This window comes from Limnoglobus sp., from assembly GCF_059499385.1.
Genome location: NZ_JCABYM010000009.1, coordinates 12,540 through 39,162, shown reverse-complemented (window position 1 = coordinate 39,162; position 26,623 = coordinate 12,540). Strand labels below are relative to the sequence as shown.

Sequence of the window (26,623 nt, the reverse complement as noted above, 5' to 3'; positions counted from 1 at the left end):
CGAGGCAAGGCTCCCCAACCCTGCCCCTCAAACCGTCCCGAACCGGGCGCGGATGCCGTTCCCCAACGGCGTTCAGTGTGTAGCCAGTCGCAGGTCGGGCGGACAATAACGGGTCGAAAGGCTCGGTCAAGAGCAGAACCGGGCGGGAACCGGGGCCGGGCGGGAATTTTTCCGAGAATATTGTCGCTCACGGCCGACGCGGTGCGGCGTTAGGTAGAAAAGGGGAGTTGGGTTATGCCGGTCTTGCCACGCCGTGCGGGGGCGGGCCGGCGGGCGGGCGATCCGAATCGGAATTTGGATTGACCGAACTCCGGCTAGGCGGGAACATAGACACTGTGTCAGAGCAGGGATCGCGCTCGCCAGCCACGTTCAACGGGACCACCACGCGTAACTGAGGTTACCCATGTTTCGACTCGCGATTCGCGGCCTCTTCGTGACGACGGGCCTGATGGTCGTGACCTCGGCCGTGTTGCCGGTCTTCACCGGCGGGCTGTCGGCCCAGGTGCCGAACAGCAGCCAGTTCCCCGGCCAGCTCCGCAACCGGACGGACATCTTCCGGCCAGTGTTCCCGCGCGGGCAACTGGACCCGAACACCCCGCCGGGGTTCCGCTCCTTGGTCCGGCCGCCGCTCCGGCCGAACGGCAACCAAAACGTACCGTTCTCCGGGACGGGGCAACAGAACCAAGGCAACCAGGGCGGCGGGCAGCAGGGCCTCGGCGGCGGCGGGCTGGGTGGCGGCGGCCTCGGCGGCGGCGGGTTGGGTGGCGGAGGCCTGGGCGGTGGCGGGCTGGGCGGCGGTGGGTTCCAAGGCGGCGGCGGGTTCGGCGGCGGTGGCGGCATCGGCACCCAAAGCTTCTCCGGCGGCGGGGCGACGTTGCAACAGGGCCAGCGGTTCAGCTTCGGCGGCCTCGGCGTGTACCAACAACAAACCTTCACGACCGGCCCGTCGGTGTTCAGCGGCGGTGGGTTCGGCGGCGGCGGCGGCGGCGGCTTCCAGGGCTTCGGCGGCGGCGGGTTCGGCGGCCAGGGCGGGTTCGGCGGCGGCGGGTTCGGCGGCCAAGGCGGGTTCGGCGGCGGCGGGTTCGGCGGCCAGGGCGGGTTCGGCGGCGGCGGGTTCGGCGGCCAGGGCGGGTTCGGCGGCGGGTTCGGTGGCGGTGGCTTCGGCGGCGGTCAGTTCGGCGGTCAATTCGGCGGCGGGTTCGGCGGCGGGAAGATCGGTTTCGGCGCGACGAACGGCCTCTAATCGAGCCTGGACAACGATCCATTCCAGCCCGTACCGAGTGGTACGGGCTGTTTCTTTTCTGGAACCCTCTCGATGCGGCTACTCGGCCTCTGCCTCGGGCTTGCGTTCGTGGGACAGCTTCGGGCCGCGGAGTTGGACCAACGAACGCTCGACGCGACGGTCACGTCCGCCCTCGCCAAGTGGAACGTGCCTGGGGCGGTGGTCGCCGTCGTCCACGGCGATCGCGCGTTCTGCGGCGGGTACGGGGTGAAGAAGGTCGGCTCGCCGGGGCCGCCGACCGCCGACACGCTCGTCCCGCTGGCGTCCTGCACGAAAGCCGTCACTACCACGCTGTTGGCGATGCTGGCCGACGAGGCGAAGCTGGCCTGGGACGACCCGGTCCGCAAGCACCTGCCGACGTTCCACGTCGCGGACCCGCGGGTCGATGCGCTGATCTCGCTCCGCGACCTGCTCTCGCACCGGTCCGGCGTCCGTGGGCACGACCTCATCTGGTATCACGCCACGTGGGATCAGAAGGAAATCCTCGGGCGCATCGACAAGCTGCCGGTGGACCGGCCGTTCCGCGGTAGCTACGAATACTCGACCCTCATGTTCATGGCCGCCGGCCGGGCCGCCGAGGTCCGCGGGGGGAGGCCGTGGGCCGAGCAGGTGCGGGATCGGATCACCGGCCCGCTCGGGATGAAGGGCGTGCTGTTCACGACGGCCGACCCGGCGTTTGCGGGCGCGGACAAGATGACCGGCTACCGGCCGGGCAAGGGGGGGAAGTTGATCGCGATGCCGGTGTACGAGACGAGGGAACCGAACCCGGCCGGGTCGATTCACCTCACGGCCCGCGACTTGATCCCGTGGCTGCGGTTCCACCTGGCGCACGGCGTCCACTCCGGGAAGCGGCTCGTATCCGCCGAGGCCCTCGCGGAGACGAGGCGGCCGCTGAACCCGTTGCCGATGGACGCGAACCTCCGGCGGCTGAACCCGGACACGGTGCAAATGAGCTACGCGATGGGGTGGGTCGTGTACGACTACCGCGGGCAGCTCGTCGTCGCGCACGGCGGGATGATCGACGGGTTCCGCGTGCAGGTGGCGCTCGTCCCGACGGCGAAGCTCGGCGTCGCGATCGTGAACAACCTTCACGACACGAAGATGAACCAGGCCGTGACGAACGACCTCGCGGACATCGCCCTCGACCTGCCGCGTAAGGACTGGAACGCGATCCTGTTGGACGCCGTTAGGAAGGATTCGGACGAGAAGGCGGCGCAAGCCGCCGCGGTCCGCGCGGCCCGGCGGGCGAACGTGCCGCCGTCCGTGCCGCTGAAGGAGTTCGCCGGCAACTACGCCGAGCCGGCTTACGGCGAGGCCGAGGTGAGGTTGGAGGACGGCAAACTCGTCTGGCGGTGGAGTTCGTTCGCGGTGCAACTCGACCACTGGGAGGCGGACACGTTCCGATTCACGAGCGGGCTGCTCGAAGACCGGTTGCTCCCGTTCCGCGTCGGGAAGGCCGGCCCGGACGCATTTCAATTCGAGGGGCAAGTCTTCGAGAGGAAGTAACTCACTCGGTCACGAGGCTGAAGAAGATTTCTTCCAGGTCGTCCTGTCCGTACTTTGCCCGCAGCTCGTCGAGCGTGCCGCAGGCGGCGATCTTCCCCTTCGCCATGATCGCGACGCGGTCGCACAGCTTCGTCACCTCGGTCATGATGTGCGTCGAGAACAGGATCGTCTTCCCCTGCCCGCGGAGGGCGGCGATGCTCTGGATCACGTTCCGCTGCACCAGCACGTCCAGGCCGTTCGTCGGCTCGTCGAAGATCAGCACCGGCGGGTCGTGGATCAGCGCCCGCGCGATCGACACCTTCTGCTTCATCCCCGTGCTCATCTTGCCGCCGAGGACGTTCGCGAAGTCGTGCATCTGGAGGGTGGAGAAGACGAAATCCAATCGGGAGGCCAATTTTTCCCCGGCGAGGCCGTAGAGGCGGCCGTAGTACTCGACCATCTCGCGGGCGGTCATCCGGTCGTACACGCCGGTGTTCGCGGACAGGAACCCCACGTGCTCGCGGACGCGGTGGCCCTCCCGCTCCACGTCGAACCCGGCGACGGTCGCGAACCCGGCCGTCGGCTTGAGGACGGTGCAGAGCATCCGCAGCGTGGTCGTCTTGCCGGCCCCGTTCGGGCCGAGCAGGCCGAACACCTCGCCGGGTTGGACCTTGAACCACAGGTCGTCCACGGCGACGGTCGCGCCGCCGCGGCCGGGGAACTGCTTCGTCAGCCCTTCGACTTCGATCATGAAGTGACGTTCCGGTTAGCGGCCGGGGAGGACGGTGACGGGCGGCGGCGGGTCGCCGCCGGCGGTCTTCCACTTCGCGTAGTTGGCCCACGTCGCCGGGTCGAGCGGGAAGGGGGGGTACTCCTCGCGGAGGATTGTCAGCACGCCATTCGGGTCGCCGCCGCCGCGGACCTCGCGGGCGATCTCCATCTCGTCACGGGCGCAGAGGAACAACTCGCCGGACTCCAGGTCAAGGAAGAACGCCACGTCGCCGAGCAGCTTCCCCTTCAGCCGCGGTTTCGTCGGCAGGTCCACAGCCGACGGGTCGCTCTCAGGGACGCCCTCGGCCACGTCCGCCCGTAGGTCGTCCACGTAGGCGATGTGGTCCCCCGTCGGCCGCTCGACGAACAGCCGGCGGAGTTGGAAGTAATACTGGAACGTGTTGTAGGCGTCGTAAGCGACCCACAGGCCGATGACGACTGAGAGCGTACTCGGTTGCCGCTTGAACCCTTGCTGGATGAAGAGGTACTCGCGGATCACGATGGACAACACGAACGCGGTTTGCAGGAGCGCGTCCAGCAGCACGCACTCCGGCGACGGCCGGACCCGCTTCCATAGCCCGACGAGGATTTCCCCCGTCCCGATGAGGATCGGGCCGAGGAGCATCGGGTGGAACTTACCGATCAAGTTGTAGTTCAGGTACGCGATGCCGAGGAAGAAGACGCCGTTGAAAAGGGTGTGCCCGGCGCTGGCCCGGACCTGGTCGCACACCCGGCGGTAGATGGAAACCCGCGCCAGCGTGCGGCGCATCTCGTCGATGTCGAGCGGCTCGGCCATGTCTGCCCCCGGAGAACGATTGCGGTCATTCTCCGGGTCAGGCCACGATCGGCAATGACCGCGAGGGCGGCTCGGCCTTCGGCGGTTCGGTTTTCGGCTCGATCAGTTGGTAGAAGACGTTCCGCTGCCGCGGCTCCCACCCGGCCTCGCGGATCGACCGCTTGATCTCCTCCAGCGTCAGGTAGTGGACCGTCCCGGCGCTCGCGACGACGTTCTCCTCGATCATCAGCGACCCCATGTCGTTCGCCCCGTAGAAGAGCGCGACCTGGCCGATCTTGCCGCCCTGCGTCACCCACGACGACTGGATGTTCGGGATGTTGTCGAGGTAGAGCCGGCTGATCGCCTGCACGCGAAGGTACTCGAACGACCCGACCGGCGGGAAGTCGGCCATCTTGTGGCCGGGCTGCATCGTCCAGCAGATGAACGCGGTGAACCCGCCGGTCTCGTCCTGCTGCCGGCGGAGGCGGTCCAGGTGTTCGACCCGTTCTTCCATCGTCTCGATGTGGCCGAACATCATGGTACAGGTCGATTTCCCGCCGAGTTTGTGCCACTCGGCGTTGACCGCGAGCCACTCGTCGGCGAGGGCCTTCCCCTTCGTCAGTTCCTTCCGCACGCGGTCCACGAGGATTTCGCCGCCGCCGCCGGGGATGCTGCCGAGGCCGGCGGCCTTCAGCCGTTCGAGCACGGTGCGGAGCGGGAGCTTGTTGATCTTGTGGAAGTGCCAGATTTCCGGCGGGCTGAACGCGTGCAGGTTCACCGTCGGGAAGTTCGCCCGCAGGTCGCGGAGCATTTCCTCGTACCACTCGAGCTTCAGCGACGGGTGCATCCCGCCTTGAAGTAAAATCTGATCGCCGCCGAGGGCGACCGTCTCGCGGACCTTCGCGTGCAGCTCCTCGCGGGGCATGACGTAGGCGTCGGCGTCGTGTGACTTCCGGTAGAACGCGCAGAAGTCGCACACGGCGGCGCAGACGTTCGTGTAGTTGATGTTCCGGTCGATGTTGAACGTGCGGTACGGCTCCGGGTGTAGCCGCGTCGTGACGGCGTGCGCGGCCCGGCCGAGCTTCGCCAGGTCGCGGCAGTCCCGCATGAGCGTGACGCCCTCGTCGAACGAGATGCGGCGGCCGTCAGCGGCTTTCGACAAGATCGCGTCGATGGTCGTGGACACGGTCCTTCCCCCGTGGGGCCGCCCCGAGGTCGGCGGCGAGGTCGTGGTAGCGGGTCATCCCGGCCAGCTCCCGCGGGCCGAGGTCGTACCGGATGATGTTCGTCAGGTAGCGGCGGCAGAACCCGGCGTCGAGGCCGAGGGCCGGCGCTTCGCGGGCGGCGATTTCCCCGGCCCGCTTCTGGCCCAGCTGCTTCGCCTTATGAAACGCCCGTTCCGCGTCGCCGAGGCGGACTCCCTCGCGGACCGCCCATACCGCGTAGACCATCGGGAGTCCGGTCCAGTCGTGCCACTCCTGGCCGAGGTCGTGGGCGAACTCGAACCCCGGCAGGCACGCCTTCATCGCCCGGTCGCCGATGAGCAAGACCGCGTCCGTCGGCACGGCGTCGGCCGGCTCGTCGATCTTCAGCTGGCGGTAGCTCGGCTTCAGCCCGTGTTGGCGTTCGAGCAGGATGCGCGTGAGCGTCGCACTCGTCCGGCTGCCCTCGTCCAGCGACACGGAGCGGATCGCGGCCCACGGCACGCGGCTGAACAGCGTCACGCTGAGGACCGGCCCGTGCGACGCGATGCCGATGTTCGGGACGAACGAGTAGTTCTCGGCCCGGAAGTATTCGACGACGGGGATGAGGCCGACATCCAGCGTCCCGGCGGCAATCTGGTCCGCGAGGCGGCTCGGCAAGTCGAGCGAGAGCGTGAGGTCGGCCGAGAACTCGGTCAGCCCTTCGACGAGCGGCTTCGAGTTCAGGTAGTTCACGGCCCCCACGCGGATCGGTCGCATATGGCCCTCGGGACGGCTGGATAGATCGGAGCAAGTATACAACTTCGCCCGACTGAAGAACCGCAGGAGCTTGTCGGAGGTAACAACGAAGGGGGGGCCACCCCCGATTGCCGGCCGGCCGCGAATCGTGCAATTCGCGGTGGGAGTCACCGCCGCCGGGCAAGGTGACGATCGGGTGGGAAGCTCTGCCTGTGCTTGATATCATGTTGAATATGGCAAAGATGCTGCTCGTGGACGACAACCTTGACGCGGCGGAAACCCTCGCGATCCTACTCCGGACGGCGGGTCACACGGCGAGCTGCGTGCCGAACGGTCGGGAGGCACTCGCCGCCGTGTTGGCCGATATGCCGGACGTGATTTTGCTGGACCTTCTCATGCCCGAAATGGACGGCCCGTCGTTTCTGGAAGTGATTCGTTCTTACCTCCGCATTCAGTCCCTGCCGGTCGTCGTCCTCACGGCCCTTGCCGACAGTCCGATGATCGACCGGGCCAGGGCGTTGAAGGTGAATACGGTTCTGGTCAAGGGCAAGGCGACGCCCGAGGACATTCAGAAGGCGCTCGAAGAGGCCCTCGTCCGCTATCCCGGCTGAGAAGACCCCCCGGCCCGAAAGCCCAACTCCGAGGGCGGGCGAAAAAAAGCCCGGCCGTTCGGCCGGGCTTTCTCCGATCGACGCCGCAATTACGGGCAACCCGGTATGCACACCGGGACGTACCGCTTGACGCACTTCGTGATCGTGTACGGCTCCATCTCGCACGTCGTCACCGGGACCATCCGGCACATCTGTACGCACTCCATCCGGCAGGTCGTGCGGCACACCTGCTTCACCCTCGTCTCCGGCACGCACTTCGTCACATAGCAGCGGACGACCTTCTGGTGCGTCTCCGGGACCATGCGGCAGGTGGTGTACGGGATGTACCTCACCTTCTCCTCCGGCACGCACTCCATCTTGCACCGGGTTTCGCACCGGACGTGGTCCTCGCGGATCTGCCGCGGCACGGTGTAGCACACCGTCCGGTAGCACGTCTCCGGCACGGTGTAGCACCGGCGGCGGGTTTCGCACCGGACGTGGTCCTGGCGAACCATCCGGCAGGTCGTGTACGGGATTTCCACGCACTTCGTTTCCGGCACGGTGTAGCACCGGCGGCGGGTGACCATCCGGGTATGCGTCTCCGGGATCGTCCGGCAGGTCGTGTACGGGACCTGGCAGACGTGTTCCTGGGGGATGCGGTAGCAGCGGTGCTTCGTGACGTAGCTCGTGTGCTGCTGCGTCACCATCCGGCACGTCCGGTACGGGACCTGGCAGACGTGCTCCTGCGGAACCCGGTAGCAGTGCTGCTTCGTGACCATCCGCGTGTGCTGTTCCGGGACCATTTTGCAGGTCGTGTAGCACCGCGGCTGCATGACCGTGTAGTGGACCAGCTTCTTCACCGGAACCTGGACCGTCGTGCAGACCGGCTTGCGGACGTAGTGCGTCTCTTTGATCGTCTTGCACTCCGTCGTCGGCACGCAGACCGTCCGGCAGACGGTGCGGCCGGGGCACTGGACCTGCTGCTGGACGACCGGTCCGGGGCAGTACTTGCTCGTGCAGGTGCAGGGGTCGAACACACACGTCCCCGGCAGGCGGACGCACTTCGTCACGACCGGGCCGGGGATGAACTCCTGGACCGTTTCTTTCCGCGTGCCGTGGACCGTGACGACCCGCTCTGTAGTGACCGGCTCGCAGACGTAGCTGGTGTGCGTCTGCGTGACGTAGTCGCACTCCTCGCGGCACATCGTCACCGGGTGGTAGCTCGTGTGCTGCTCGTACACCGGCTTCATGACGCAATACGTGACGGGGACCTGGTAGTTCTGCACCTCCGTGCGGTACGTGGTGTACCGGTGCTCGCGGTAGTGCGTCTCGTAAACCGGGTGCTGCGTGCAATAGGTGACGGGGACCTGATACGCTTCCACATGCGTTTGGTACGTCGTGTACCGGTGTTCGCGGTAGTGCGTCTCGTGGACCTTCCGGTACGTCGTGTAGCACTCCGGAACCTGGTAGCACTCCACGACCGGGCGGTTCACCGTGTACGTGTGGGTGCGGACGTGCTGCTCGTAGACCGGGTGGTACGTGCAGTACGGAATTTGAACCTGGTACTCCTGCACGACGGGGCGGTTCACGACGTAAGGAACCTGTTTCGTGTACTGCTCGTGGACGGTCTTGTACGTGCAGTACGGGATCGACACCTGATAGTACCGCGGGACCATCTTGTTGACGGTGTACCGCTGCTCCTGGACGTGGTTCTCGTAGATCGGGCGGTTGACCGTGTAGCACTCGACGCGATCGACCGGCTCGACCACCGTGCGGTTCACCGTGTACGGGACGCATTCCGTGTGCGTCTCGTAGACCGGCCGGCTGACGGTGTACGTCTCCGGCTTCATGACCGTCCGGGACACGGCCCGGTAGCGGACCTCGGTTTGCTGCTCGACGACCGGCTGGTAATGCACCTGCGACGTGATGACCGGCGCGCACTGGGCGGCCGTCACGCACGGCCGGGGGTACCGGCAGAGGCCGCAGTGGGCGGCCGTCGCCGTCCCGAAGCTGCCGAGCAACGAGACGGCCGCGAAAAATCCTAGGATCGCGAATCTCTTCATTCCTCACCCCGGTGTCCGTCGTGGAGAAAGTGGCCGACGAGGCGGTTTCCAACTCATTAACAGTCTGCCCTCCGCCGGGCGGAACACCAACGGCGGGCGGTTCCTTCCCCGCCGATTCCCCACCTCCCCCGACCGCGAAACTGACACCACCGACGAACCACGCACGTCGGGCCGCAACGCTACCGCCGGCGCAACCGCTCCATCTTCGCATCCGCCGCGGCTTCGGTACGATGACGGCATGAGCACCCCGCCCGACCGTGACGAATGCATCGAGCAGGCGTACTTCTTCCGGCTGTTCCGCGACCGGCTGATCGAGGGCGTGGCGGCGCAGGACATCCTGGCGCGGGCGCACGAGGAGCTGCTGACGACGACGAAGCTGCCGATGGCCGTGCAGTTCCTCGCGGCCGAGATTCGGCACGCCGGCGTCCTCGGTCCCGGCTTCGTGCGGCTGGGCCACTACTTCACCCCGTTCCAGGCGTTCCTCGTTCGCATGGCCGAGGACGAGAAGAGAAAGTTCCCGATGGTGACGGCGCTCCTCGTGCTCGAACGGGAGGCGAACTACAAGGCGAAGCACCTGACGCCGCAGGGCCTTTTCGTCTTCCAGTTCGAGACGATCGCCCGGAACAAGCTGGGGTACGACGAGGGCCTGAAGGCGTCGTCGGCCGACCCGTACTTCGACCAGAACTGGAGTGATTACATCGGCCTCGTCCGGCGCAGCGCGGGGGCGATCGACCTCAGCGACCTGGTGTACGTGCGGTCCGAGTTGTACGTGAGCGACCAGCGGCGGGCGAAGCCGGATTACGAGCCGCCGGTGCAACCCATCTTCGGCGAGAAGGAAGGGAAGATCGCGAAGGCCAGCCGCGGCCGCGACCCGCTGTTCCTGTTCGCCGCGCTTCAGCGGCAGCTCGATTATCCGGACGTACCGAAGCCGAAGAAGCGGGACGACCTGGAATCGGAAGTCGTGAAGTTGCAGGCGAAGGTGCGGGAGATGGAAGCCCGGCTGCGGATACTGGAAGCCGAACAGCGGGGGACGTTCGACCCCACGCAGTTCGGCAAGCCGGACATGTTCCGCGACATCAAGGACGACGACGAGCCGAAAAAGTAGGGTGGGCATCGCCCACCGTCCGCGGAGACGGTCGCCGGCATCGGTGGGCGATGCCCACCCTACCCGGCCGTCGGCCGCGGCCGGCAGCCGCGGAAGCTCTGGAGCACGTCGTGCAGGTCCTCGGTGATGCTCACCTCGTCGTCGAGGAAGTCCTTCACCCAGGTAAAGTTCATCCGCTGGGCCAGCGCCACGAGCGGTAACAAATCGCCGAGCCGCACCCGGACGTTCGGCTCCGGCAGTTCCATTTCCTCGTCGAGCAAGTCGTCCGGCCCCGGATACACGCGCAATTGTGCCGCCATGTTTGACCCTCCTGTGCAGACGGGCTTGTTCTCGCGAACCGGCCCCTTGCGAGAGCGGGCAGCTCTCCCCCGTTGCGGCAACCCCGACCCCCATCGAGTTTGCCACCTTTACGGCATCGACTTCGCCGATTCCCGGCCTTCAGTAGTTTTTCCATCATGCCGGGCGGGTCGGCGGAAGCTAGGTAAAATGTTCCGCGTGGGGAACCGATCCGACGGGGAAGCCGACCATGGCCGGGGCGTTCGCGGTACTCGGGGCCGGGGCGTGGGGCACGGCCGTGGCCGTGCATCTGGCGAAGCTGGGCAACGCCGTCCGCCTGTGGGCCGCCCGCGCGGAATCGGCGGCGCGGCTGGTCGAGACGCGCGAGAACACGCGGCTGCTCCCAGGCGTGCGAATCCCCGATGAAGTGCGAATCACTGCCGACCCACGGGCGGCGGCCGAGGGGTCAGACACGTGGATCGTCGCCGTGCCGACGGCGTTCCTCCGCGTGAACGTCGGCCGATTCGTGTCCTTCGTGACACCAGCCGTGCGGTGCGTGAGTCTAACGAAGGGGATCGAGAACGGCTCCTTCCTCCGGCCGACGGAGATCGTCGCCGAGATTCTCGGCCCGCGGACGGTCGCCGCGTTGAGTGGGCCGAGTCACGCGGAGGAGATGGCTCTCGGCCTACCCACGTCCGTCGTCGTCGCCAGTTCCGACCTCGATTTCGCGACGGAGGTTCAGTCCGCGTTCGGCACGCCGCGGTTCCGGGTGTACACGAACCGCGACCTCGTCGGCGTGGAACTCGGCGGCGCGCTCAAGAACGTCCTCGGCATCGCGGCCGGCATTTGCGACGGGTTGCAGTTCGGCGACAACGCGAAGGCGGCGCTCTTGACCCGTAGCATCGTCGAGATGACGCGGTTCGGCGTGGCCCACGGCGCGGACGCGGCGACGTTCGCCGGCCTCGCCGGCGTCGGCGACCTCATCACGACCTGCTTCAGCAAGCACGGCCGCAACCGGCGGGTCGGGGAGCGGCTCGGCCGCGGCGAGAAACTCGCCGACATCCTCGCCGGGCCGCAGGTCGCGGAGGGCGTCTACACGGCCCGGAGCGTGAACGAGCGGCGGCTCGCGATGGACCTCGACACGCCGATCATGTCGGCCGTGTACGCCGTGCTGTACGAAGACAAGCCGCCGCTCGTGGCAGTCGAAGAACTAATGACCCGGCAGATGCGGGAGGAAGGCTGATGCTCGCGACGGCATTCAAGGAGTGGGCGGTGATCTGCCGGGCGCTCGCGACCGGGCGGCAGTCGCTCATCGTCCGTAAGGGCGGCATCTCCGAGGCGGGCGGTGTGTTCGCGCCGGAACACTCGCGGTTTTGGCTCTACCCGACGCACTTCCACGAGCAGCAACAGAAGGGCGTGAAGCCGTCGGCCATGCAGCTTCTGGACGAAGCCGAGCGCGAGAAGGCCCCGGCCGGGACGCTGCACTTCACGGCGTTCGTCGAGATCACAGAGGTCTTCTTCGTGGACAAGCTCGATGTCGCGCTGTCGCTCGACGACCTGCACGTCTGGTCGCCGGAGACGATCGCACAGCGGTTCCACTACCGCACGCCGGGGCTGTACGTGTTGCCGGTTCGCGCGTGGAGGACGCCGCGGATCGAGGTTCCCGAACATCCCGCCTACGCGGGGTGCAAGACGTGGGTGGAACTCGACCGCACACTGACCGAAGTTGGGGAAGCGGTGTTGAGCGACGCGGAGCATCAAAAGAACGTGAACGCGATTCGCGAGCGAATCATCGGACGGCCGTGAGCAGGGCGTTGAACAAGTCATGTTCCTGCCGCTCGAATACGCACCGCAGGTCGAGCAAGAGCTTCCCGTCCTGCACGCGGCCCATCACGGCCGGGGTGCCGGCGCGGAGCCGGCGGGCGAGTTCGGCGTCGCTCGCGGCCGTCGTCGAGAGCGCGATCACCACCGTTGGCAACGCCTGATCCGGCAGCGAGCCGCCGCCGACGTACGCCACGTCGTCCAGCACTTCGACCTTGTATTCCGGGATGGCCCGCAATCGGTCTGCGAACTGCTCGGCTCGTGTTCGCAGGTCCGCGACGGGCGTGGACAGCATCCGCAGCGTTGGCACTTCCTGCTTCGCCTTTGCCGGATCGCGGTACAACCGGAACGTCGCCTCCAGCGCCGCGAGCGTCATCTTGTCGAGCCGGAACGCCCGCATCAGCGGGTCTTTCTCGATCCGCTCGATCCACGTCTTCTTCCCGGCTATGATCCCAGCCTGCGGCCCGCCGAGCAGCTTATCGCCGCTGAACAGCACGAGGTCCGCGCCGGCCCGGATGCCCTCGCTCACCTTCGGCTCGCCCTCAAGGTCGAGAACCGCGCCACTGCCGGCGTCGTCGATCACCGGCAGGTTGTGCTTCCGGCCGATCGCGACGAGTTCCTCGATCGTCGCCGCCTTCGTGAACCCGCGGACGCGGTAGTTGCTCGTGTGGACCCGCATGATCGCGCCGGTGTTCGGGCCGACGGCCTTCTCGTAGTCGGCGGCGCGGGTGATGTTCGTCGTGCCGACCTCGCGGAGCGTCGCGCCGCTGACGGCCATGATGTCCGGGATGCGGAAGCTACCGCCGATCTCGATCAGTTGGCCTCGCGAGACGATCACTTCCTTCCCGGCCGCGAGCGTTCGCAGGACGATGACCGTCGCGGCGGCGCAGTTGTTCACGACCGTCGCCGCCTCCGCCCCGGTGATGCGGCGGATGCCGTCGCGTACCGGGTTCTGCCGGGATGACCGCTTCCCCGTGCCGAGGTCGAGTTCCAGATTCAGATAGCCGCGGGCCGCCTCGTATGCCGCCGTGGCCGCGGATTCGTGCATCGGCGAGCGGCCGAGGTTCGTGTGCAGCACGATCCCGGTCGCGTTGATGACGGGTCGGAGCTTAGGCTGAAAGTCGGCGGCGAGTCGGGTCGAGGCGCGGTTCAGAATGGCGGTGGCGTCGGCGTCGCCGTCGGGCTGCTCCCCGGCCCCGATGCGAGAACGGAGCGAATCGAGTTCCGCCCGCAGGGCGTCGGCGACGGCGTCGTGTGGGAAACGGCCGCGAAGCGATTCCGCTTCCGGCCGTTCGAGGAGTTTCGAGATGGAGGGCAGACCCTGGTACGGGTTGGTCATCGCGCGTTGACGGGTTGAGGCTCGCGCCTCTCGCCCGATGCCGCGTACCGGGAATCGATGTAGGCCGCGATCTTCCGTCCTTTGTATCCGTTCTGGATCATTTTTACGACCGACGCCCGGATGGCCGTCTTCAACGGCGGCGGGCACCGGTCGTAGGACGCGGTGACGGCCGCGATGTCGTCCGACGAGTACCCCTGATCGACGAGGGCCGTCCCCACGTCGCGGGCGTCGGCCTCTTCCGGCGTGCCGCCGGACTCGATGACGCGGACGATCTCGTCCGGTGAAAAGCCCCGCTCGATCATGTCCTTCTTGAGGACGGCGTTCTGCTCCGCGGCGCGGGCCTTCCGCCAGTTGTCCATGACGACGTGAACGATGGCGCACAGGATGCCGCCGCCGAACACGATGATGATGAACAGGTCGCCGGTATTCATGATCTGACCCCATCGACAGGGAGGGCTTCTCGGACTCTTCGTTTGACGGACGGGCGGATTTGAGCGCGGACGGACGATTTTCTACTTTTCGTCCCGCGGCGCGAACCGGCGGAGAAACCGGACGGACGCGGCCACGTCGTTCAGTCGATTGTCGCCGACCGTCCGCTCGACGGTCAAGTACCCGCGGTAGTCGATCGACTCCAGCGTCGCCACGTAGGCCATCCACTCGATGTCACCGGCCCCGACCGCGACCTCTTCCGGCCCGCTGCCGACGGACGACCGCCGGGCGTCGCGGGCGTGGGTGTGGGCGATGACCCCGGCGAGCGCCACGGCGGACGCGAGCGGGTCGTGGCCGTTCACCAGGAAGTTCGCCGGGTCGAAGTTCACGGCCAAGCTGCCGGTGTCGAACGTCTTCAGGTACTCCCGCAACTTCGGCCCGTCATCCAGCCCGGCTTCGAGGCAGACCAGGCAGCCAACGCGGTCGCCGAAACGGGTGAGCGCCGTCAGCGATTCGCGGAGCGTGAGGGCCGCCGGTGAGAGCGGGTCAGTCGGCAGCTTGGGGCAGGGCACGACGATCTTCTTCGCCCCGAGGTCGTAGGCGAGTTGCATCGTCTTTTGAAGCGTGTCGATGCGGCGGTCCAACTCGTCGGCCACGTCCAGGCCGCGGCGGATCGGGCAGCCGATCGCGCTGAGTTCGAGGTTGAACGACTTCAGCAGGTTGCGGAACTCGCGGCGGCCGGTGTCGCTCAAGTTGTGCGCGGACAGCGGGCCGACGCCATCGGCCTGCACGCCCTCGACGCCCCACTTCGCGGCCTGTTCGACGGCCGAGCGGAGCGGCAGGCCGGTCGATTCGACAACGACGCCCAGATTGAACCGCGTCATGGCGCGAGCACCGGGGCGGGGAACAGGAACGAGGTGAACGGCCGGACGACCTTGCGGAACGCCGCGACCGGCAACCCGACCGTGCCCCACTTCGGGCTGCGGCGGCGCATCAGTTCGCGGTAAGTCGAGACTTCGACGGCCCGCATCAGGTACGTCGTGTCGCGGAAGACGAACAGGTCGCGGGTGTCCGTCGGAAGTTGGAACGGCGGACGAATCTCGTAGGCGAACGCCAGCACGCCGCGGTAGTCCGACCCCAACACCGTCGCCCACCGTTCGAGGCCGTCGATGTCTTCGAGCGTGGACCAGTTCTGCCACGTCATGACCGGCTTCTCGGCGGACCCGCCGGGGAACTTGCGGCCCTTCACGTCCACGACTAACTTCGCGTCGTGCGGGCCGACGATGATGAAGTCGAGCGACTTCACGTCCGCGTCGCCGAGCAGCGTCCGCTTCGCCTCGTCCACGGCAATGAACCCGACGCCGCGGGAGCGGAGGAACGCCTCGAACGCCGCCTCGTAGTGGTTGTCGCGCTTCATGCGTCAGCCCTGGAGCAACCGCCGGACGGTCGGAACGAGTTCGGCCATCGGGATCGTCACCTGTTCGGCGTTCGCCAGATTCTTGACGTTCACCGTGCCGGCCGCAACTTCATTCCCACCTGCGATGACGGCGACCTTGTACCCGCGCTTCTCGGCGTACTGGAACTGCTGGCCGAGCTTCTTCGCGTCCGGGTACACTTCCGTCGCGATGCCGGCGGCCCGTAGTTCTCGCGCCAATTTCTGGTATACGTCGAGCAAGCCCGCGTCGAACTGGAGAATCAAAACCTGCGCCGGCGAACTGTTGCCCGTCATCCACGGGTGCTTAAGTTCCTCCATCGCGGCAAGGAGCCGGTCCACGCCGAGGGAGCCGCCGACGCCGGGCAGCACCTGCTTCGTGTACAGGCTCGCGAGGTTGTCGTACCGCCCGCCAGAGCAGACGGACCCGATGGCCGGCAGGTCGAGCAGGAACGTCTCGAAGATGACGCCGGTGTAGTAGTCGAGGCCGCGGGCGATGCTCAGGTCGATTTTGATGCGGCCGTATGGCACGCCGACCGCTTTCGCGATGACCAGCAACTCCCGCAGCCGGCGGATGCCCTCGGTGGCGTTCTTGTTCTCGACTCCAGAGAACAACTCGTCGAGCTGCGCGAGTACCTGCTCGTTAGTCCCTTCCGTGGTCGCAAGGGTAAGGACTTGAGATGCCTGGGATTGGGTGACCCCGGCCTCCTTGACCATTTCTTCAATCACCTTCTCGCACCCGACCTTCGCCAGCTTATCGAGTGAGCGGAGCAGGGCGGCCGTCTTGTCGGACAGGTTCAGCGTTTCGAGCAGGCCGTTGAGGATGAGACGGCTGTTCACGCGAATCTCGACCCGTGGCAGGTCGAGCGCCGCGAACAGTTCGCTGACGACAAGGATGGTCTCGATGTCGCTGGCGCTCGAGGTCGTGCCGATGGTGTCGAAGTCGCACTGCCAGAACTCGCGGTAGCGGCCCTGGCCGGGCCGCTCGCCCCGCCACACCGGGCCGAGCGCGTACCGCTTGAACGGCGTGCCGAGGTCGTTGATGTTCTTCGCCGCGAAGCGGGCGAACGGGACCGTCAGGTCGAACCGCAGGCCCATCTCCTCCTTCTCTTGCTTCGCCCCGCGGACGCGGTAGACGAGCTTGTCCGACTCGTCGCCGCCCTTGCCGAGCAACACGTCCAGCGACTCGCACGCCGGCGTGTCGATCGGCGTGAACCCGAACGACCGGTACACGTCGCGGGCCGTTTGCAGCACCCGCTCGCGGGGGATCATCGCGCTCGGGGCGTAGTCGCGGAAGCCGCTCAGCGTCCGCGGTTCGATCAGCTTCGACACGGTACTCTCACTTGTTTCGGTAGCGGGCGCTCACGCGCTCCATGAACCGCCGCTCCTCGTCGGTCAGGGAGTTCTTACCGGCGCGGGCGATTTTTTCGAGCAACTGGTCCATCCGCTGGTCGTCCTGCAACTTCTGCTCCTGCTCGCGGTGCATCTTCTTCGCCTTGCGGGCGTCGAGCCACCGGCGGACGAAGTTCTTCCGCCGCGGCCGGGGCGGGGGCGGGTCGTCGCGTTCGAGGCTCGTGTAGCCCTGCGAGAAGTCGTACCCGAACGCCCCGCGCTCCGTCTCCATCTCCGTGCGGAGCGTCATGTAGCACGTCATGCCGATGAACAGCGCCAGCCCGCCGAGGATGAACTCGTTCGTGACGATCGTGACGATCAGCAGGATGACCGCGACCCCGTACCCGACGTAGCAGCAGGTGATCGTCGCCTGCCGGTAGTCGGTCCGCGACCAGAGGTAGGCGTGCAGAAGCCGGCCGCAGTCCATCGGGTAGGCCGGGATGAGCATGTTGAACAGGAACAGCCACCAGTTGATCCAGCACAGCCGCCACGCCCAGACGGACCACGCCGGGAGCAAGGCCCGTTCCGCCTGCTCGGTCGGCCCGCCGGCGACGAGGTCGAACTTCTGCTCGTCCAGTTGGATGCCGATCCCGACCTGCTCGGCCGTGCCCGGCTTGTACAGGAAGTGACGGTAGCCGGTCGAGTAGGTTCGGCCGTCGTTCAGGTTGTACGTGTCGGCCGTGTACGGCGTCTTGAACGGGTTGAGGGCCTTCGCCGGCGAGAACCCGCCGGCCAACAGGGCGAGGGAACAAACGCCGACGATCGCGACGTTCACTAGCGGCCCGCAGATCGTCACGATCGCGTTGTGCCGGGGCGTGTGCGGGACCTCGACGTAGGCCAGCCCGCCGAGCGGCCAGAGGAGGATTTCGTTCGAGTCGCCGCCGACCCAGCGGGCGGAGAAGCTGTGGCCGTACTCGTGCAGGAGCACGGACAGGAACACCAGCCCGGTGGTAATCATGAACACGTCGAACCACCAGATCGTCCCCTTCAACTCCGAAATCTGGCGGAAGCAGAGGGCGATGGTGACGAGGAACAGGATGTGGACGCGGACTTGTATGCCGAACGCGCGGTAGAGTGGCAACGCCCACTTCATCGGATCGTGCATCGTGCCACCTTACTCGGAACCCGCGACCGATTGTCGGCCTTCCCCCGGCATCTTATCATCGGCGTTACCCCCCAGCAACGAAGCGAGCCGACCGATGCCCCGCGAATTCGTTCACACCGGCCGCCGCATCCGCGTGGCCGTGGACACGTCCGTCGGCCCGGACGGGCGGCCGATCCGCCGCGACGTGATTCTACATCCGGGGGCGGTCGTAATCCTGCCGGTGCTGAGCCGGGACGAGATTTGCCTCCTCCGCAACCACCGGTTCGTGATGAACGAGACGCTGTGGGAAGTCCCGGCCGGCACGGTCGAGCCGAACGAGCCGTTGGAGGCGTGCGCGCGGCGGGAGTTGCTGGAGGAAACAGGGTACACGGCGGCGAGGTGGACGTACCGCGGCTACCTCTACGCCTCGCCGGGGGTGATGGACGAGAAACTACACCTGTTCATCGCGGAGGGCCTAACGGCGGGGACCGCCCGGCCGGAGGCGGACGAGCAACTCGAACCGGTGACGGTGAAGTTCGAGGACGCGGTGAAGATGTGCCTGAGCGGCGAGATCAAGGACGCGAAGACGATCACGTCGATCCTGCTGTGGGAGAAGCTGCGGGACGTGGTTTTGTAGGGTGGGTCGAGTCTTCGAGGCCCACCGCGAGCGCGAATGTCACACCGGTGGGCCTCGCAAAGCCTCGACACACCCCACTAGAACGGCAGCGTGTTCGGTGCCTGGAACGCCTCCGGCGGCTCGTCCTTCGCGACGATCACCACGCCTGCGTCACTGATCGTGAACCCCCGCGCCCGGTCGAACTCCGTGTCGTACCCCAGCACCGTGTACGGCGGCAGCTTCACGTCCTTGTCGATGATCGCCCGGCGGACGCGGCAGTACCGGCCGATCTCCACGCCTTCGAAGCAGATCGACTCCTCGACCGTCGCGTAGCTGTTCACCCGCACGCCCGGCGACAGGATGCTCCGGCGGACGTGGCCGCCGGACAGGATGCAGCCGGCGCAGATCATGCTGTCGATCGCTTCGCCGCGGCGGGCGTGGCCGATCGACCCCGGCTCGCCGAACACGAACTTCGGCGGCGGCAACTGAGGCGGCAGCGTCCGGATCGGCCACGCCGCGTCGTACAGGTTCAGCACCGGATCGACGGCCACCAGGTCCATGTTCGCCTGGTAGTAGGCGTCGAGCGTGCCCACGTCCCGCCAGTACGGGATGGCCTTGCGGTTCTCGTCCCGGAACCGGTAGGCGTACACGCCGAAGCCCTCCTGGATCATGTCCGGGATGATGTCCTTGCCGAAGTCGTGGCCGCTCTCCTTGCGGGCCGCGTCGGCGCAGAGCCGCTCGAACAACAGGCGGGTGTTGAACACGTAAATCCCCATCGACCCGAGCGCGTGCCGGTGGTCGTCCGGCATCGGAGTCGTGGTCGGCGGCTTCTCGATGAACCGCTCGACCCGCTCCTCCGGCCCGGTCTGGACGACGCCGAAGTGCCGCACGTCCGCCAGCGGGACCGGGATGCACCCGACCGTCAGGTCGGCCCCGCGCTCGCGGTGGAACCGGACCATGTGGCCGTAGTCCATTTTGTAAATGTGGTCGCCGGCCAGGATCAGTGTCTCGTCCGAGCGGTCGCGCTCGAGGCTGTAGATGTTCTGGTAGATCGCGTCGGCCGTGCCCCGGTACCAGTGCTCGTCGATCCGCTGCTGCGGCGGCAACACCTCTATGGACTCGCCGAGTTCGCCGGGCAGGAAGTTCCACCCCTTGCGGATGTGCCGGTTGAGGCTGTGCGACTTGAACTGGGTCAGCACGCGGATGCGGCGGAGGCCGCTGTTCAGGCAGTTCGAGAGCGTGAAGTCGATGATCCGGTACATGCCGCCGATGGGAACGGCCGGCTTCGCCCGGTCGCGGGTCAGGGGTTCGAGGCGCGTGCCTTTCCCGCCGGCGAGGATGACGGTCGAAATATCTCGGAGCATCACGCGGGTTCCGACATGGAGGGGATTGGCCCCGTCATTGTGCCAGAAGCGCCCGGAGAAAACAGGGTTCAAGTTTTGAACGACCGGTAAATCTTCGCCCACGCCGCGGCGGCCGAAGCCGGGGCCGGTTGCTCGCGTGGTTTGGCCGTTCCCTGGCCCAGCTTCGCCGCCAGTTCCGGCGTCGTGAGGACGCGGTACATCGCACTCGCGAGGGCGGCGCGGTCGCCGGGCGGGACGAGCAGCCCGGTCTCGCCGTCAACGATCAAGGCGGCCAGGTCCGGCGTGTTCCATGCCACGACCGGCACGCCCGCGGTCACGGTCTCTAGGGCCGTCGTCTTCCCGCCTTGCCGGTGCGTTATCACGACAACCGCTGCGGTCGCGAGGATCGCGGGAACGTCGGCCCGCACGCCGAGGAAGTGGGTGCGGAAGTCTTCGTACCCGATGGCGTGGGCGAGGTCGTGGACCTTCGCGAAGTCCGGCCCGTCGCCGACGACGGCGAGGTGAATGTCCGGGATCGTGTACTTGATGATGTCGAACGCGGACACGGCCATCCGCTGGTCGGAGGTCGTGTCGAAGCCGCCGCCGTTCACGATCATTCGCGCCGACGCGGGCAGGCCGAGGGCGGTCAGCGGCAGGGCAGGGGAAGGAGTCGGGTCGAGCAGCGGGGCGGAATCGCGGACGACCTTCGCCGCGGTCCGCGTTCGCTCGACGGCGTGCCCGTGCACGGGCCGCAGGTCGCTCGCGACGTGGATCGGGTGCGTCTTCCCGAAATGAGCGCGGAGCAAGTTCGCGAGGGCCGCGGCACGGTTCCCCCAGACGTGCAGCACGTCCGGCACGAAGGCTCGCGCGAGGCGGCGGAGCTTGACCGCGGACGACACGTCGAACAGGCCGCGGAACTTCACCGACTCGACGCGAACGCCATCGGCCGACAGCCGGTCGCCGAACGGCTTCGCGTCGCCGAAGTTCACGACGAGTTGCTCGAACCCGTCGCGGGCGAGGTCCGGGGCGACGAGCGCGAGGTGCTTCGCCGACCCCGTCGGGCCGAGGGTGGACGCGAGGTGGAGGAGGCGCACGCGGTCAGCTCCCGGCCGCCGCCGACTCCGGCAGCACGGCGATGAACGGCAGGTGGCGGTACAGGTCGTTGAAGTCCAGGCCGTACCCGACGACGAACTTGTCCGGGATGCTGAACCCGACGTAGTCCGGCTCGAACGCGACGGACTGGCGGCCGACCTTCCGCAGCAGCACGCACGTCCGCACGGAGGCCGCGCCCTTCGACCTCAAGTAGTCCACGACGCGGCTGATCGTGTTGCCGGTGTCGAGGATGTCGTCGAGGAGGAGGATGTGCCGTCCGGCGAGCGGCGGGAGGAGTTCGTCGCGGACTTCGAGCTGGCCGGGCGACGTGGCCGTGCCGCGGTAGCTGGACGCCTGCATGAGGGCGATGTGGGTCGGGTGGTTCAGCCGGCGGATGAGGTCCGCGAGGAAGACGAGGCAGCCGGTGAGGACGCCGACGACGGTGATGGGGCGGTCGCCGAAGTCGGTGGCGATTTCCGCGCCGAGTTCGTCCACGCGCTCGCGGATGCGGTCGGCCGAGATGAGTACGTCCATCTTCACGTCCCTGGGAGCCGGAGAGTGAGGGGCATTGAAACAGAAATGAGCGCCGGCGGACAGGGGAAGTGGCGACGGCATCCGCCTTCACGCGCGGTGCGTCGGGCGGGCGAGTTGTAGGGTGGTGGGGGGGGGGGGGGGGGCCCCCCGGGGGGGGGGGGGGGGGCGGGGGGGGGGGCCGCCGCGCCCCCCCCCCCCCCCCCGCCGGGGGGGGGGCCCCGGGGGCCCGTTGGTGGGGGGGGGCGGGGGGGGGGCGGGGCGGCGGGGGGGGTGGGGGGGGGGGGGGCCCCCCCCCCCCCCCCCCCACCACCCTACAAGAAGCGGGCGAGACGCCCGCGGTCCCAGGACCGAACGCCTTACCGTGCCGCCTCGCCATAAGCGCGCTTTAGGTTCTCCGGCGTGAAGACCTCCGCGACCGGTCCGCTCGCGATCAGCCGGACGTTCAGCAGCGCCACCGAGTCGAAGTACGTCGGCACGGTGTTCAGGTCGTGATGCACCACGAGGATCGTCTTCCCCTCGGCCCGCAGGCCGCGGAGGATTTCGATCACGGCTTTCTCTGTCACCGCGTCCACGCCCTGGAACGGCTCGTCGAGGACGAACACGTCCGCGTCTTGCACCAGGGCCCGCGCCAGGAACGCCCGCTGCTGCTGGCCGCCGGAGAGTTGGCCGATCTGCCGGTCGCGGAGGGCCGTCAGCCCGACCTGGGCCATCGCCCGCTCCGTGCGATCGCGTTCCGCACGGCCGGGCCGCCTCAGCCATCCGAGGCGGCCGTAGGTTCCCATCCGCACGAGGTCGAAGACGGTCGTGGGGAAGTCCCAATCGACGGAACTTTTTTGCGGGACGTAGGCCAATCGTTGGCGCTGCTCGCGATAAGGTCGGCCATGGATCAGCACCTCACCGGAGACGACGGGGATGAGGCCGAGGACGGCCTTCAGAAGGGTGGTCTTGCCCGCGCCGTTCGGCCCGACGATGCCCATGAGGACGCCGCCGGGGACGGACAGGTCCACGTCCCAGAGCGCGGGCTTCTCGCGATACGCGACGGTGAGGTCGTGGACATCGACCGCGGCGGTCATGGGCTGGCTTTCAGGGCACGCACGATGACGGTCATGTTGTGCCGAATCATGCCGAGGTACGTCTCGCCGGGCGTGCCGGGTTCGCCGAGGGCGTCGGAGTAGAGCGCCGACTCGCCGCCGATCAGTTGAACCTTGTGCCCGTACTTTTGCTGCGTGGCGTCCATCACGGCTTGCAAGCCCTTCGACGGCACGGAGGTTTCACCGAACACGGCCGGGATGCGGTTGTCGGACAAGAACTTCGCCAGGTCGCTCACGTTTTTCGTGCCCGGTTCGCTGACCGTCGAGACGCCTTGCAGCCCGTGGACCTCGAACCCGTACCGGTCGCCGAAGTAGCCGAAGGCGTCGTGCGACGTGACGAGCTTCCGGCCCGCCTTCGGGATCGTGTTCGCCAACTCCTCGAGTTCGCGGTCCGCCTTCAGCATCTCGGCCCGGTAGTCGGCCGCGGCGTTCTCGTACCCGGCGGCGTGGGCCGGGTCGGCCTCCTTGAGCGCGGCCGCGATCGGCGGCAGGCAGTCCGCCCACAGCCGCGGGTCGAACCAGACGTGCGGGTCGTGCGGCCCGTCGCCGCCGTCGCCGGCCCGCAGCTTCTTCTCGTCGAGCGCCGCCGTGACCACGACCGTCATCTGCCCGGCCCGCGGCTGCTCCAACACGTCGCCCATCTTGCCTTCGAGGTGCAGCCCGTGGTGGAAGACGACCTTCGCCCGCGTCAGCTTCTGAATGTCGCCGGGCGACGCGGTGTAACGGTGCGGGTCGATGCCCGGCCCCATGAGGCACTCGACGTGAACGCGGTCGCCGCCGACCTCCTTCACGGCGTCGGCGATGAGGCTGGTCGTGCAAACGACCGAAAGTTTACCGTCGGCCGGGTCCAATTGCGGAGTGCATCCGCACAGGAATAGGGCGAGTAAGGGAATACACAAGTACAAGCGGCACATGGCTGTCTGGTTGAAGATAGTTTCAGCTAACTGTCTAAATTAGTCTAGGCGAACACGAGCCTCTCGTCAATCCCTCCCGCTTTTTCCTTGCAATTGTGGCATCGCCGTGATTAACTTTGCAATGCAAAGTTAATCACGGGTTCGGAGGACATGGAATGACGGACCAATGCGCGGCGGGAGTGGGCGTCAACACCTCGGCGGAGTGGGTGCTGTACTTCGAGGCGAACGCCCGCGCGGTGCGGCCGGTGCCGTGGCACCTCGGTGCGGACATCACGCCGGCGGAACTGGACGCGGTCCGCGACTCGGTGCGGGCGTGGCAACTCGGCGAAACGTCCGACGGCCGCCACCTGCTCGCGGCCGCGGCGAACTACGCGGCCGCCGTCGGCGACCCGGACTTCCTCGCGGCGGTGCGGTTGTTCATCGCGGAGGAGCAGCGGCACGGCGCGGCGCTCGGCCGGTTCCTCGACCTGGCCGGCGTCGAGCGGGCGAAGGCCGACTGGGGCGACACGCTGTTCCGAATGGTGCGATACCTGTGGCCGACGATGGAGGTGTGGGCGACGCCGGTGGTGATGGTCGAGACGCACGCGTTCGTCTTCTACAACGCCGTCCGCCGGGCGACGAAGTCGCGGGTGCTGCGGGCGATCTGCGAGCAGATTCTCGCGGACGAGGTGGCACACATCCGCTTCCAGTGCGAGCGGTTGGCCGTCCTGCACCGTGGCCGGTCGCGGCCGGTGATGTGGGCAACGATGCTCGCGCACCGGTTCCTGTTCGCGGGGATCACGCTGTTGATCTGGGTCGGCCACCGGCGGGCGCTGAAGGCCGGCGGCTACGACTTTCGCGCGTTCTGGCGGTCGGCGTGGTCGAAGATGCGGCGGGCGTGGGAGTTGATGAGGCCCCAAAATATATAGCCGCCGGCTTGCCGGCGGGGTTTTGCGATTCCAAAAAGCCCGCCGGCAAGCCGGCGGCTATATACGTCCGACCTAAGCGTACCGCTTCGCCGCGTCGAGCAGCTCGTTGCACGCGGCCTGGAGGTCGCGGTTGCCCTGCTCCCTGCCCTTCGCGAGGCCGCGCTCGGCGAACGTCGCGGCCCGCTTGCCCTGCTTCGCGCCGAGCATCGTCTCGGCCGCCTTCACGTACATGTTCCCGTCGGCGGGCGTGCGGTCGAGGATCGCGTTGTACTCGGCCTCCACCGCGTCGAAGTCGCCCTTCTTCGCGAGCACGGCAACTTTGCGGAGGGCGTAGTCGTTGAACCGGCGGCCGTCGTTGTTCGCGGCGTCGTACCGCGACCCGTCGTCGGCGACTCTCAACACCTCCGCCGTGTCGCCAGACGCGAGGGCGGCGGTCATGAGGCAGGCGTAGAACGGGTAGCGGTCCGGCTTCGCCGCGTCGGCCGGCTTCGCGGCCCCGGCCTTCGCGAATGCCACGGCCAGCTCGCGGGCGTCCAACTTGATCGCCGCCTTCATCGCGTCTTCCAGTTCGCCGACCGTCAGCTCGTCGGCCACCAGCCCGGACAGGTCGGCCGCGTTCATCGCCGTGAAGTCGCGCTTCGCCGGCTTCGCCACGGCCGGCTCCGGGGCGGGCGTCGGCGCGGCGACGGACACCATCTCGATGCCGAGCTTGTGCCGGAGGCGGTTGAAGTCGTAGATGCTAATGGGTTCGATCGCCTCGCCCCGCTTCTTCCGCGGGGCCGCGCCGAGCAGGCAGCCCTCCAGGAACTTGATGACGCCGAGGACCCGCTTCCGCATGAGCTTGCTGCCGACCGCGTCCATCGGGCTGACGCCGCCGAGCGACCGGAGCGGCTTGTGCAGCCACGGGCCCTCGAAGTAGTTGGTGGCGTAGTCGCCGAGCTTCTTCTCGGCCTCGTTGATGTCCGCCGTCCGCACCGGGTAGGCGAGGGCGTCGAGCGCGATGTCGCCGAACTGGATCGGGCCGATGTTGTAGTTCGGCTCGCCGACCGCCAGGTTCAGCCGTTCGCGGAACTCGGTGACGACCTTCTTCAACGTCTCTTCCGCGGGATACCAGAGGCGGATGACGCCGGCGGTGATGTTGATGTTCGCGACGACCTTCGCCAGCTTCGTGCCGGTTTCCAGAATACTCGGCAACTGCTCCACCACGAGGGCGCTGAAGTACGACCCGTCCTCGGACATCTGCGGCGCGATCAGCCGGCCGCTCTCGACGAGCGCCTGCAACAACCCGGACACCGCCTCCGGGTCGCGGATTTGCATGAACGCCCGGTGCTCGACGAACTCCGCGTCCGCCTCCATCCCCTGGCCGCACTTCAACACCTCGACGAGCGCCGCCGCTTCTTCGGCCCGGAAGTCATCGACTTCGAGTTCGACCGACTTGTTGAGCGCCTCGACGGCCTGCGGTTGCTCGCCGAGCCACGCCCGGACGAGGCCGAGGTTGAACCACGCGGCCGGGTCGTCGGGAACCTGCTGGACGAGCGCCTCGTAAGCCTTCTTCGCCTCGGAGAACTTCGTGACGTTCACGTCGGCCGGCAGCCGCTTCGTAGTCGGCCGGAAGGCGTAAGCCTTCCGCGCCGGTTCCGGCAGCCGCGAGTCGGGGCCGAACATGGCGTCGAACTGGGCGTGCAACTCGGCGTCGCCCTGTTGGATGTTCACCGCCTTCTCGAACACCGCCCGGCAGGCCACGGGGCGGTTGAGAAGCAACTCGATCCGCGCGATCATCTCGCACGTGTCGGCGATCGGCCCGGCCGCCTCCGGCGGATAGGCTTCGAGCGCCTTGCGGAACAACAGCAGCGAGCCGAGGACTTCCCCTTCCGAGTGCCGGAACATGGCGCGGGTGAAATACGCCATCGCGAAGTCGGGCTGGACCGACAATGCCTTCTGCACCGCCTGTTCCGCCTCTTCCGTCTTGCCCTCCATGAACAGCACGTTCGCGTAGTGACACCAGACCTGCGGCGATTGGGCGTGCGACTTCGTCAGCCCTTCCATCGTCCGCAGGGCCGCATCGTGTTGGCCCTGTTGCTGTTGCTGCATGGCGAGCTGGAGCTGGTCGAAGTAGCCGATGCAGCACCACTTGAACTTCTTGCCACTCCCGCAGGGGCAGGCGTCGTAGGGGTTCAGAGCCATTCGCGGTGTCTCGGGGGGAGGCCCGGCCGTGGCGGCGGGCGGTCCGGCTGGGGGTGAAATATCCCGTCAGGATATGGCTTTCGGTCCGGTCGGAAAACGCGGTCGGGAAGTTTGACACCCCGAAATGCTGACCTACTGTTTGGTGAGCCGAAAAAAC

At 67.4% G+C, this 26,623-nt stretch carries 26 protein-coding genes; 8 read left to right on the top strand and 18 right to left on the bottom strand.

What is annotated here, in order from left to right; translation table 11 throughout:
* The first annotated feature begins 403 nt into the window (after positions 1–403).
* A complete protein-coding gene (locus AC5JJ2_RS01060) occupies positions 404–1,243 on the top strand; it encodes a hypothetical protein (RefSeq protein WP_495856109.1) in 840 nt (279 codons plus the stop codon).
* Between the two features lie 72 nt (positions 1,244–1,315).
* A complete protein-coding gene (locus AC5JJ2_RS01055; RefSeq protein WP_495856108.1) occupies positions 1,316–2,788 on the top strand; it encodes a serine hydrolase in 1,473 nt (490 codons plus the stop codon).
* 1 nt (position 2,789) lies between these two features.
* Here AC5JJ2_RS01055 and AC5JJ2_RS01050 read toward each other — a convergent pair whose 3' ends face one another.
* Genes AC5JJ2_RS01050 through AC5JJ2_RS01035 form a run of 4 tightly spaced genes read right to left on the bottom strand, consistent with a single transcriptional unit; the run spans position 2,790 to position 6,274 of the window.
* The gene (locus AC5JJ2_RS01050) at positions 2,790–3,518 is read right to left on the bottom strand and encodes an ABC transporter ATP-binding protein (RefSeq protein ID WP_495856107.1); all 729 of its coding nucleotides are present in this window, start codon (positions 3,516–3,518) and stop codon (positions 2,790–2,792) included.
* Between the two features lie 15 nt (positions 3,519–3,533).
* Entirely contained in the window at positions 3,534–4,334 is an 801-nt protein-coding gene (locus AC5JJ2_RS01045; RefSeq protein WP_495856106.1) for a hypothetical protein, read from the bottom strand.
* Positions 4,335–4,371: 37 nt separating this feature from the next.
* On the bottom strand, positions 4,372–5,499 hold the full coding sequence (gene mqnC, locus AC5JJ2_RS01040; RefSeq protein ID WP_495856105.1) for a cyclic dehypoxanthinyl futalosine synthase: 1,128 nt from the start codon (positions 5,497–5,499) through the stop codon (positions 4,372–4,374).
* On the bottom strand, positions 5,459–6,274 hold the full coding sequence (locus AC5JJ2_RS01035) for a menaquinone biosynthetic enzyme MqnA/MqnD family protein (RefSeq protein WP_495856104.1): 816 nt from the start codon (positions 6,272–6,274) through the stop codon (positions 5,459–5,461). Before AC5JJ2_RS01035 ends, mqnC begins: the two co-directional genes overlap by 41 nt.
* Before the next feature lie 221 nt (positions 6,275–6,495).
* Here AC5JJ2_RS01035 and AC5JJ2_RS01030 point away from each other — a divergent pair, with 221 nt between their 5' ends.
* Positions 6,496–6,864, top strand: a complete 369-nt coding sequence (locus AC5JJ2_RS01030) for a response regulator (protein ID WP_495856103.1) — start codon at positions 6,496–6,498, stop codon at positions 6,862–6,864.
* Between the two features lie 89 nt (positions 6,865–6,953).
* Here AC5JJ2_RS01030 and AC5JJ2_RS01025 read toward each other — a convergent pair whose 3' ends face one another.
* Complete coding sequence (locus AC5JJ2_RS01025; protein WP_495856102.1) at positions 6,954–8,906, bottom strand: hypothetical protein; 1,953 nt, start codon at positions 8,904–8,906, stop codon at positions 6,954–6,956.
* A gap of 238 nt (positions 8,907–9,144) precedes the next feature.
* Between AC5JJ2_RS01025 and AC5JJ2_RS01020 the strand changes: the two genes are divergently transcribed.
* Positions 9,145–10,011: a hypothetical protein gene (locus tag AC5JJ2_RS01020; RefSeq protein ID WP_495856101.1), complete on the top strand. Its 867-nt coding sequence runs from the start codon at positions 9,145–9,147 to the stop codon at positions 10,009–10,011.
* Between the two features lie 59 nt (positions 10,012–10,070).
* On the opposite strand, the gene AC5JJ2_RS01015 is transcribed toward AC5JJ2_RS01020, so the two are convergent.
* On the bottom strand, positions 10,071–10,310 hold the full coding sequence (locus tag AC5JJ2_RS01015) for a hypothetical protein (protein WP_495856100.1): 240 nt from the start codon (positions 10,308–10,310) through the stop codon (positions 10,071–10,073).
* Between the two features lie 227 nt (positions 10,311–10,537).
* Between AC5JJ2_RS01015 and AC5JJ2_RS01010 the strand changes: the two genes are divergently transcribed.
* Entirely contained in the window at positions 10,538–11,530 is a 993-nt protein-coding gene (locus tag AC5JJ2_RS01010) for an NAD(P)H-dependent glycerol-3-phosphate dehydrogenase (RefSeq protein ID WP_495856099.1), read from the top strand.
* Positions 11,530–12,093 carry a DUF1802 family protein gene (locus AC5JJ2_RS01005; protein ID WP_495856098.1) on the top strand — a complete coding sequence of 188 codons (564 nt, stop codon included), beginning with the start codon at positions 11,530–11,532 and terminating at the stop codon, positions 12,091–12,093. Before AC5JJ2_RS01010 ends, AC5JJ2_RS01005 begins: the two co-directional genes overlap by 1 nt.
* Here the strand turns inward: AC5JJ2_RS01005 and selA are convergent.
* From selA to AC5JJ2_RS00975, 6 genes are all read right to left on the bottom strand, one after another.
* Positions 12,077–13,447 (bottom strand): L-seryl-tRNA(Sec) selenium transferase, encoded by a 1,371-nt coding sequence (selA, locus tag AC5JJ2_RS01000; RefSeq protein ID WP_495856097.1) that lies wholly within the window; start codon positions 13,445–13,447, stop codon positions 12,077–12,079. The genes AC5JJ2_RS01005 and selA overlap by 17 nt on opposite strands.
* On the bottom strand, positions 13,444–13,878 hold the full coding sequence (locus tag AC5JJ2_RS00995; RefSeq protein WP_495856096.1) for a DUF4258 domain-containing protein: 435 nt from the start codon (positions 13,876–13,878) through the stop codon (positions 13,444–13,446). Before AC5JJ2_RS00995 ends, selA begins: the two co-directional genes overlap by 4 nt.
* Before the next feature lie 81 nt (positions 13,879–13,959).
* Entirely contained in the window at positions 13,960–14,760 is an 801-nt protein-coding gene (locus AC5JJ2_RS00990; protein WP_495856095.1) for a sugar phosphate isomerase/epimerase family protein, read from the bottom strand.
* On the bottom strand, positions 14,757–15,293 hold the full coding sequence (locus AC5JJ2_RS00985; RefSeq protein ID WP_495856094.1) for an HYExAFE family protein: 537 nt from the start codon (positions 15,291–15,293) through the stop codon (positions 14,757–14,759). Before AC5JJ2_RS00985 ends, AC5JJ2_RS00990 begins: the two co-directional genes overlap by 4 nt.
* Before the next feature lie 3 nt (positions 15,294–15,296).
* Entirely contained in the window at positions 15,297–16,631 is a 1,335-nt protein-coding gene (hisS, locus tag AC5JJ2_RS00980) for a histidine--tRNA ligase (RefSeq protein WP_495856196.1), read from the bottom strand.
* A gap of 16 nt (positions 16,632–16,647) precedes the next feature.
* Entirely contained in the window at positions 16,648–17,805 is a 1,158-nt protein-coding gene (locus AC5JJ2_RS00975) for a site-2 protease family protein (protein WP_495856093.1), read from the bottom strand.
* 94 nt (positions 17,806–17,899) lie between these two features.
* Here AC5JJ2_RS00975 and AC5JJ2_RS00970 point away from each other — a divergent pair, with 94 nt between their 5' ends.
* The gene (locus tag AC5JJ2_RS00970) at positions 17,900–18,421 is read left to right on the top strand and encodes an NUDIX hydrolase (RefSeq protein WP_495856092.1); all 522 of its coding nucleotides are present in this window, start codon (positions 17,900–17,902) and stop codon (positions 18,419–18,421) included.
* 77 nt (positions 18,422–18,498) lie between these two features.
* Here the strand turns inward: AC5JJ2_RS00970 and glgC are convergent, their stop codons facing one another.
* The 5 genes from glgC to AC5JJ2_RS00945 all read right to left on the bottom strand — a co-directional run bounded on the left by glgC (position 18,499) and on the right by AC5JJ2_RS00945 (position 23,311).
* Positions 18,499–19,764 carry a glucose-1-phosphate adenylyltransferase gene (glgC, locus tag AC5JJ2_RS00965; RefSeq protein WP_495856091.1) on the bottom strand — a complete coding sequence of 422 codons (1,266 nt, stop codon included), beginning with the start codon at positions 19,762–19,764 and terminating at the stop codon, positions 18,499–18,501.
* A gap of 68 nt (positions 19,765–19,832) precedes the next feature.
* A complete protein-coding gene (locus tag AC5JJ2_RS00960; RefSeq protein ID WP_495856090.1) occupies positions 19,833–20,837 on the bottom strand; it encodes a glycosyltransferase in 1,005 nt (334 codons plus the stop codon).
* 4 nt (positions 20,838–20,841) lie between these two features.
* Positions 20,842–21,369, bottom strand: coding sequence for a hypoxanthine phosphoribosyltransferase (hpt, locus tag AC5JJ2_RS00955; protein WP_495856089.1), 528 nt, complete (start codon positions 21,367–21,369; stop codon positions 20,842–20,844).
* A gap of 356 nt (positions 21,370–21,725) precedes the next feature.
* Entirely contained in the window at positions 21,726–22,442 is a 717-nt protein-coding gene (locus AC5JJ2_RS00950) for a metal ABC transporter ATP-binding protein (RefSeq protein ID WP_495856088.1), read from the bottom strand.
* On the bottom strand, positions 22,439–23,311 hold the full coding sequence (locus tag AC5JJ2_RS00945; RefSeq protein ID WP_495856087.1) for a metal ABC transporter solute-binding protein, Zn/Mn family: 873 nt from the start codon (positions 23,309–23,311) through the stop codon (positions 22,439–22,441). Before AC5JJ2_RS00945 ends, AC5JJ2_RS00950 begins: the two co-directional genes overlap by 4 nt.
* 218 nt (positions 23,312–23,529) lie before the next feature.
* Between AC5JJ2_RS00945 and AC5JJ2_RS00940 the strand changes: the two genes are divergently transcribed.
* Complete coding sequence (locus tag AC5JJ2_RS00940) at positions 23,530–24,282, top strand: ferritin-like domain-containing protein (RefSeq protein WP_495856086.1); 753 nt, start codon at positions 23,530–23,532, stop codon at positions 24,280–24,282.
* A 72-nt stretch (positions 24,283–24,354) separates the two neighbouring features.
* Here the strand turns inward: AC5JJ2_RS00940 and AC5JJ2_RS00935 are convergent, their stop codons facing one another.
* Complete coding sequence (locus AC5JJ2_RS00935; RefSeq protein WP_495856085.1) at positions 24,355–26,466, bottom strand: tetratricopeptide repeat protein; 2,112 nt, start codon at positions 26,464–26,466, stop codon at positions 24,355–24,357.
* Positions 26,467–26,623: the final 157 nt, after the last annotated feature.

Coding starts and splice junctions, on each gene's coding strand:
- AC5JJ2_RS01030 (WP_495856103.1), top strand. CDS start 6,496: ATGCTGCTCGTGGACGACAACCTTGACGCGGCGGAAACCCTCGCGATC.
- hpt (WP_495856089.1), bottom strand. CDS start 21,369: ATGGACGTACTCATCTCGGCCGACCGCATCCGCGAGCGCGTGGACGAA.
- AC5JJ2_RS00990 (WP_495856095.1), bottom strand. CDS start 14,760: ATGACGCGGTTCAATCTGGGCGTCGTTGTCGAATCGACCGGCCTGCCG.
- selA (WP_495856097.1), bottom strand. CDS start 13,447: ATGACCAACCCGTACCAGGGTCTGCCCTCCATCTCGAAACTCCTCGAA.
- AC5JJ2_RS00950 (WP_495856088.1), bottom strand. CDS start 22,442: ATGACCGCCGCGGTCGATGTCCACGACCTCACCGTCGCGTATCGCGAG.
- AC5JJ2_RS01050 (WP_495856107.1), bottom strand. CDS start 3,518: ATGATCGAAGTCGAAGGGCTGACGAAGCAGTTCCCCGGCCGCGGCGGC.
- AC5JJ2_RS01055 (WP_495856108.1), top strand. CDS start 1,316: ATGCGGCTACTCGGCCTCTGCCTCGGGCTTGCGTTCGTGGGACAGCTT.
- AC5JJ2_RS00935 (WP_495856085.1), bottom strand. CDS start 26,466: ATGGCTCTGAACCCCTACGACGCCTGCCCCTGCGGGAGTGGCAAGAAG.
- AC5JJ2_RS01035 (WP_495856104.1), bottom strand. CDS start 6,274: ATGCGACCGATCCGCGTGGGGGCCGTGAACTACCTGAACTCGAAGCCG.
- AC5JJ2_RS00970 (WP_495856092.1), top strand. CDS start 17,900: ATGCCCCGCGAATTCGTTCACACCGGCCGCCGCATCCGCGTGGCCGTG.
- AC5JJ2_RS00940 (WP_495856086.1), top strand. CDS start 23,530: ATGACGGACCAATGCGCGGCGGGAGTGGGCGTCAACACCTCGGCGGAG.
- AC5JJ2_RS01015 (WP_495856100.1), bottom strand. CDS start 10,310: ATGGCGGCACAATTGCGCGTGTATCCGGGGCCGGACGACTTGCTCGAC.
- AC5JJ2_RS01025 (WP_495856102.1), bottom strand. CDS start 8,906: ATGAAGAGATTCGCGATCCTAGGATTTTTCGCGGCCGTCTCGTTGCTC.
- AC5JJ2_RS01020 (WP_495856101.1), top strand. CDS start 9,145: ATGAGCACCCCGCCCGACCGTGACGAATGCATCGAGCAGGCGTACTTC.
- AC5JJ2_RS01010 (WP_495856099.1), top strand. CDS start 10,538: ATGGCCGGGGCGTTCGCGGTACTCGGGGCCGGGGCGTGGGGCACGGCC.
- AC5JJ2_RS01045 (WP_495856106.1), bottom strand. CDS start 4,334: ATGGCCGAGCCGCTCGACATCGACGAGATGCGCCGCACGCTGGCGCGG.
- AC5JJ2_RS01060 (WP_495856109.1), top strand. CDS start 404: ATGTTTCGACTCGCGATTCGCGGCCTCTTCGTGACGACGGGCCTGATG.
- AC5JJ2_RS01005 (WP_495856098.1), top strand. CDS start 11,530: ATGCTCGCGACGGCATTCAAGGAGTGGGCGGTGATCTGCCGGGCGCTC.
- AC5JJ2_RS00975 (WP_495856093.1), bottom strand. CDS start 17,805: ATGCACGATCCGATGAAGTGGGCGTTGCCACTCTACCGCGCGTTCGGC.
- AC5JJ2_RS00985 (WP_495856094.1), bottom strand. CDS start 15,293: ATGAAGCGCGACAACCACTACGAGGCGGCGTTCGAGGCGTTCCTCCGC.
- glgC (WP_495856091.1), bottom strand. CDS start 19,764: ATGCTCCGAGATATTTCGACCGTCATCCTCGCCGGCGGGAAAGGCACG.
- AC5JJ2_RS00995 (WP_495856096.1), bottom strand. CDS start 13,878: ATGAATACCGGCGACCTGTTCATCATCATCGTGTTCGGCGGCGGCATC.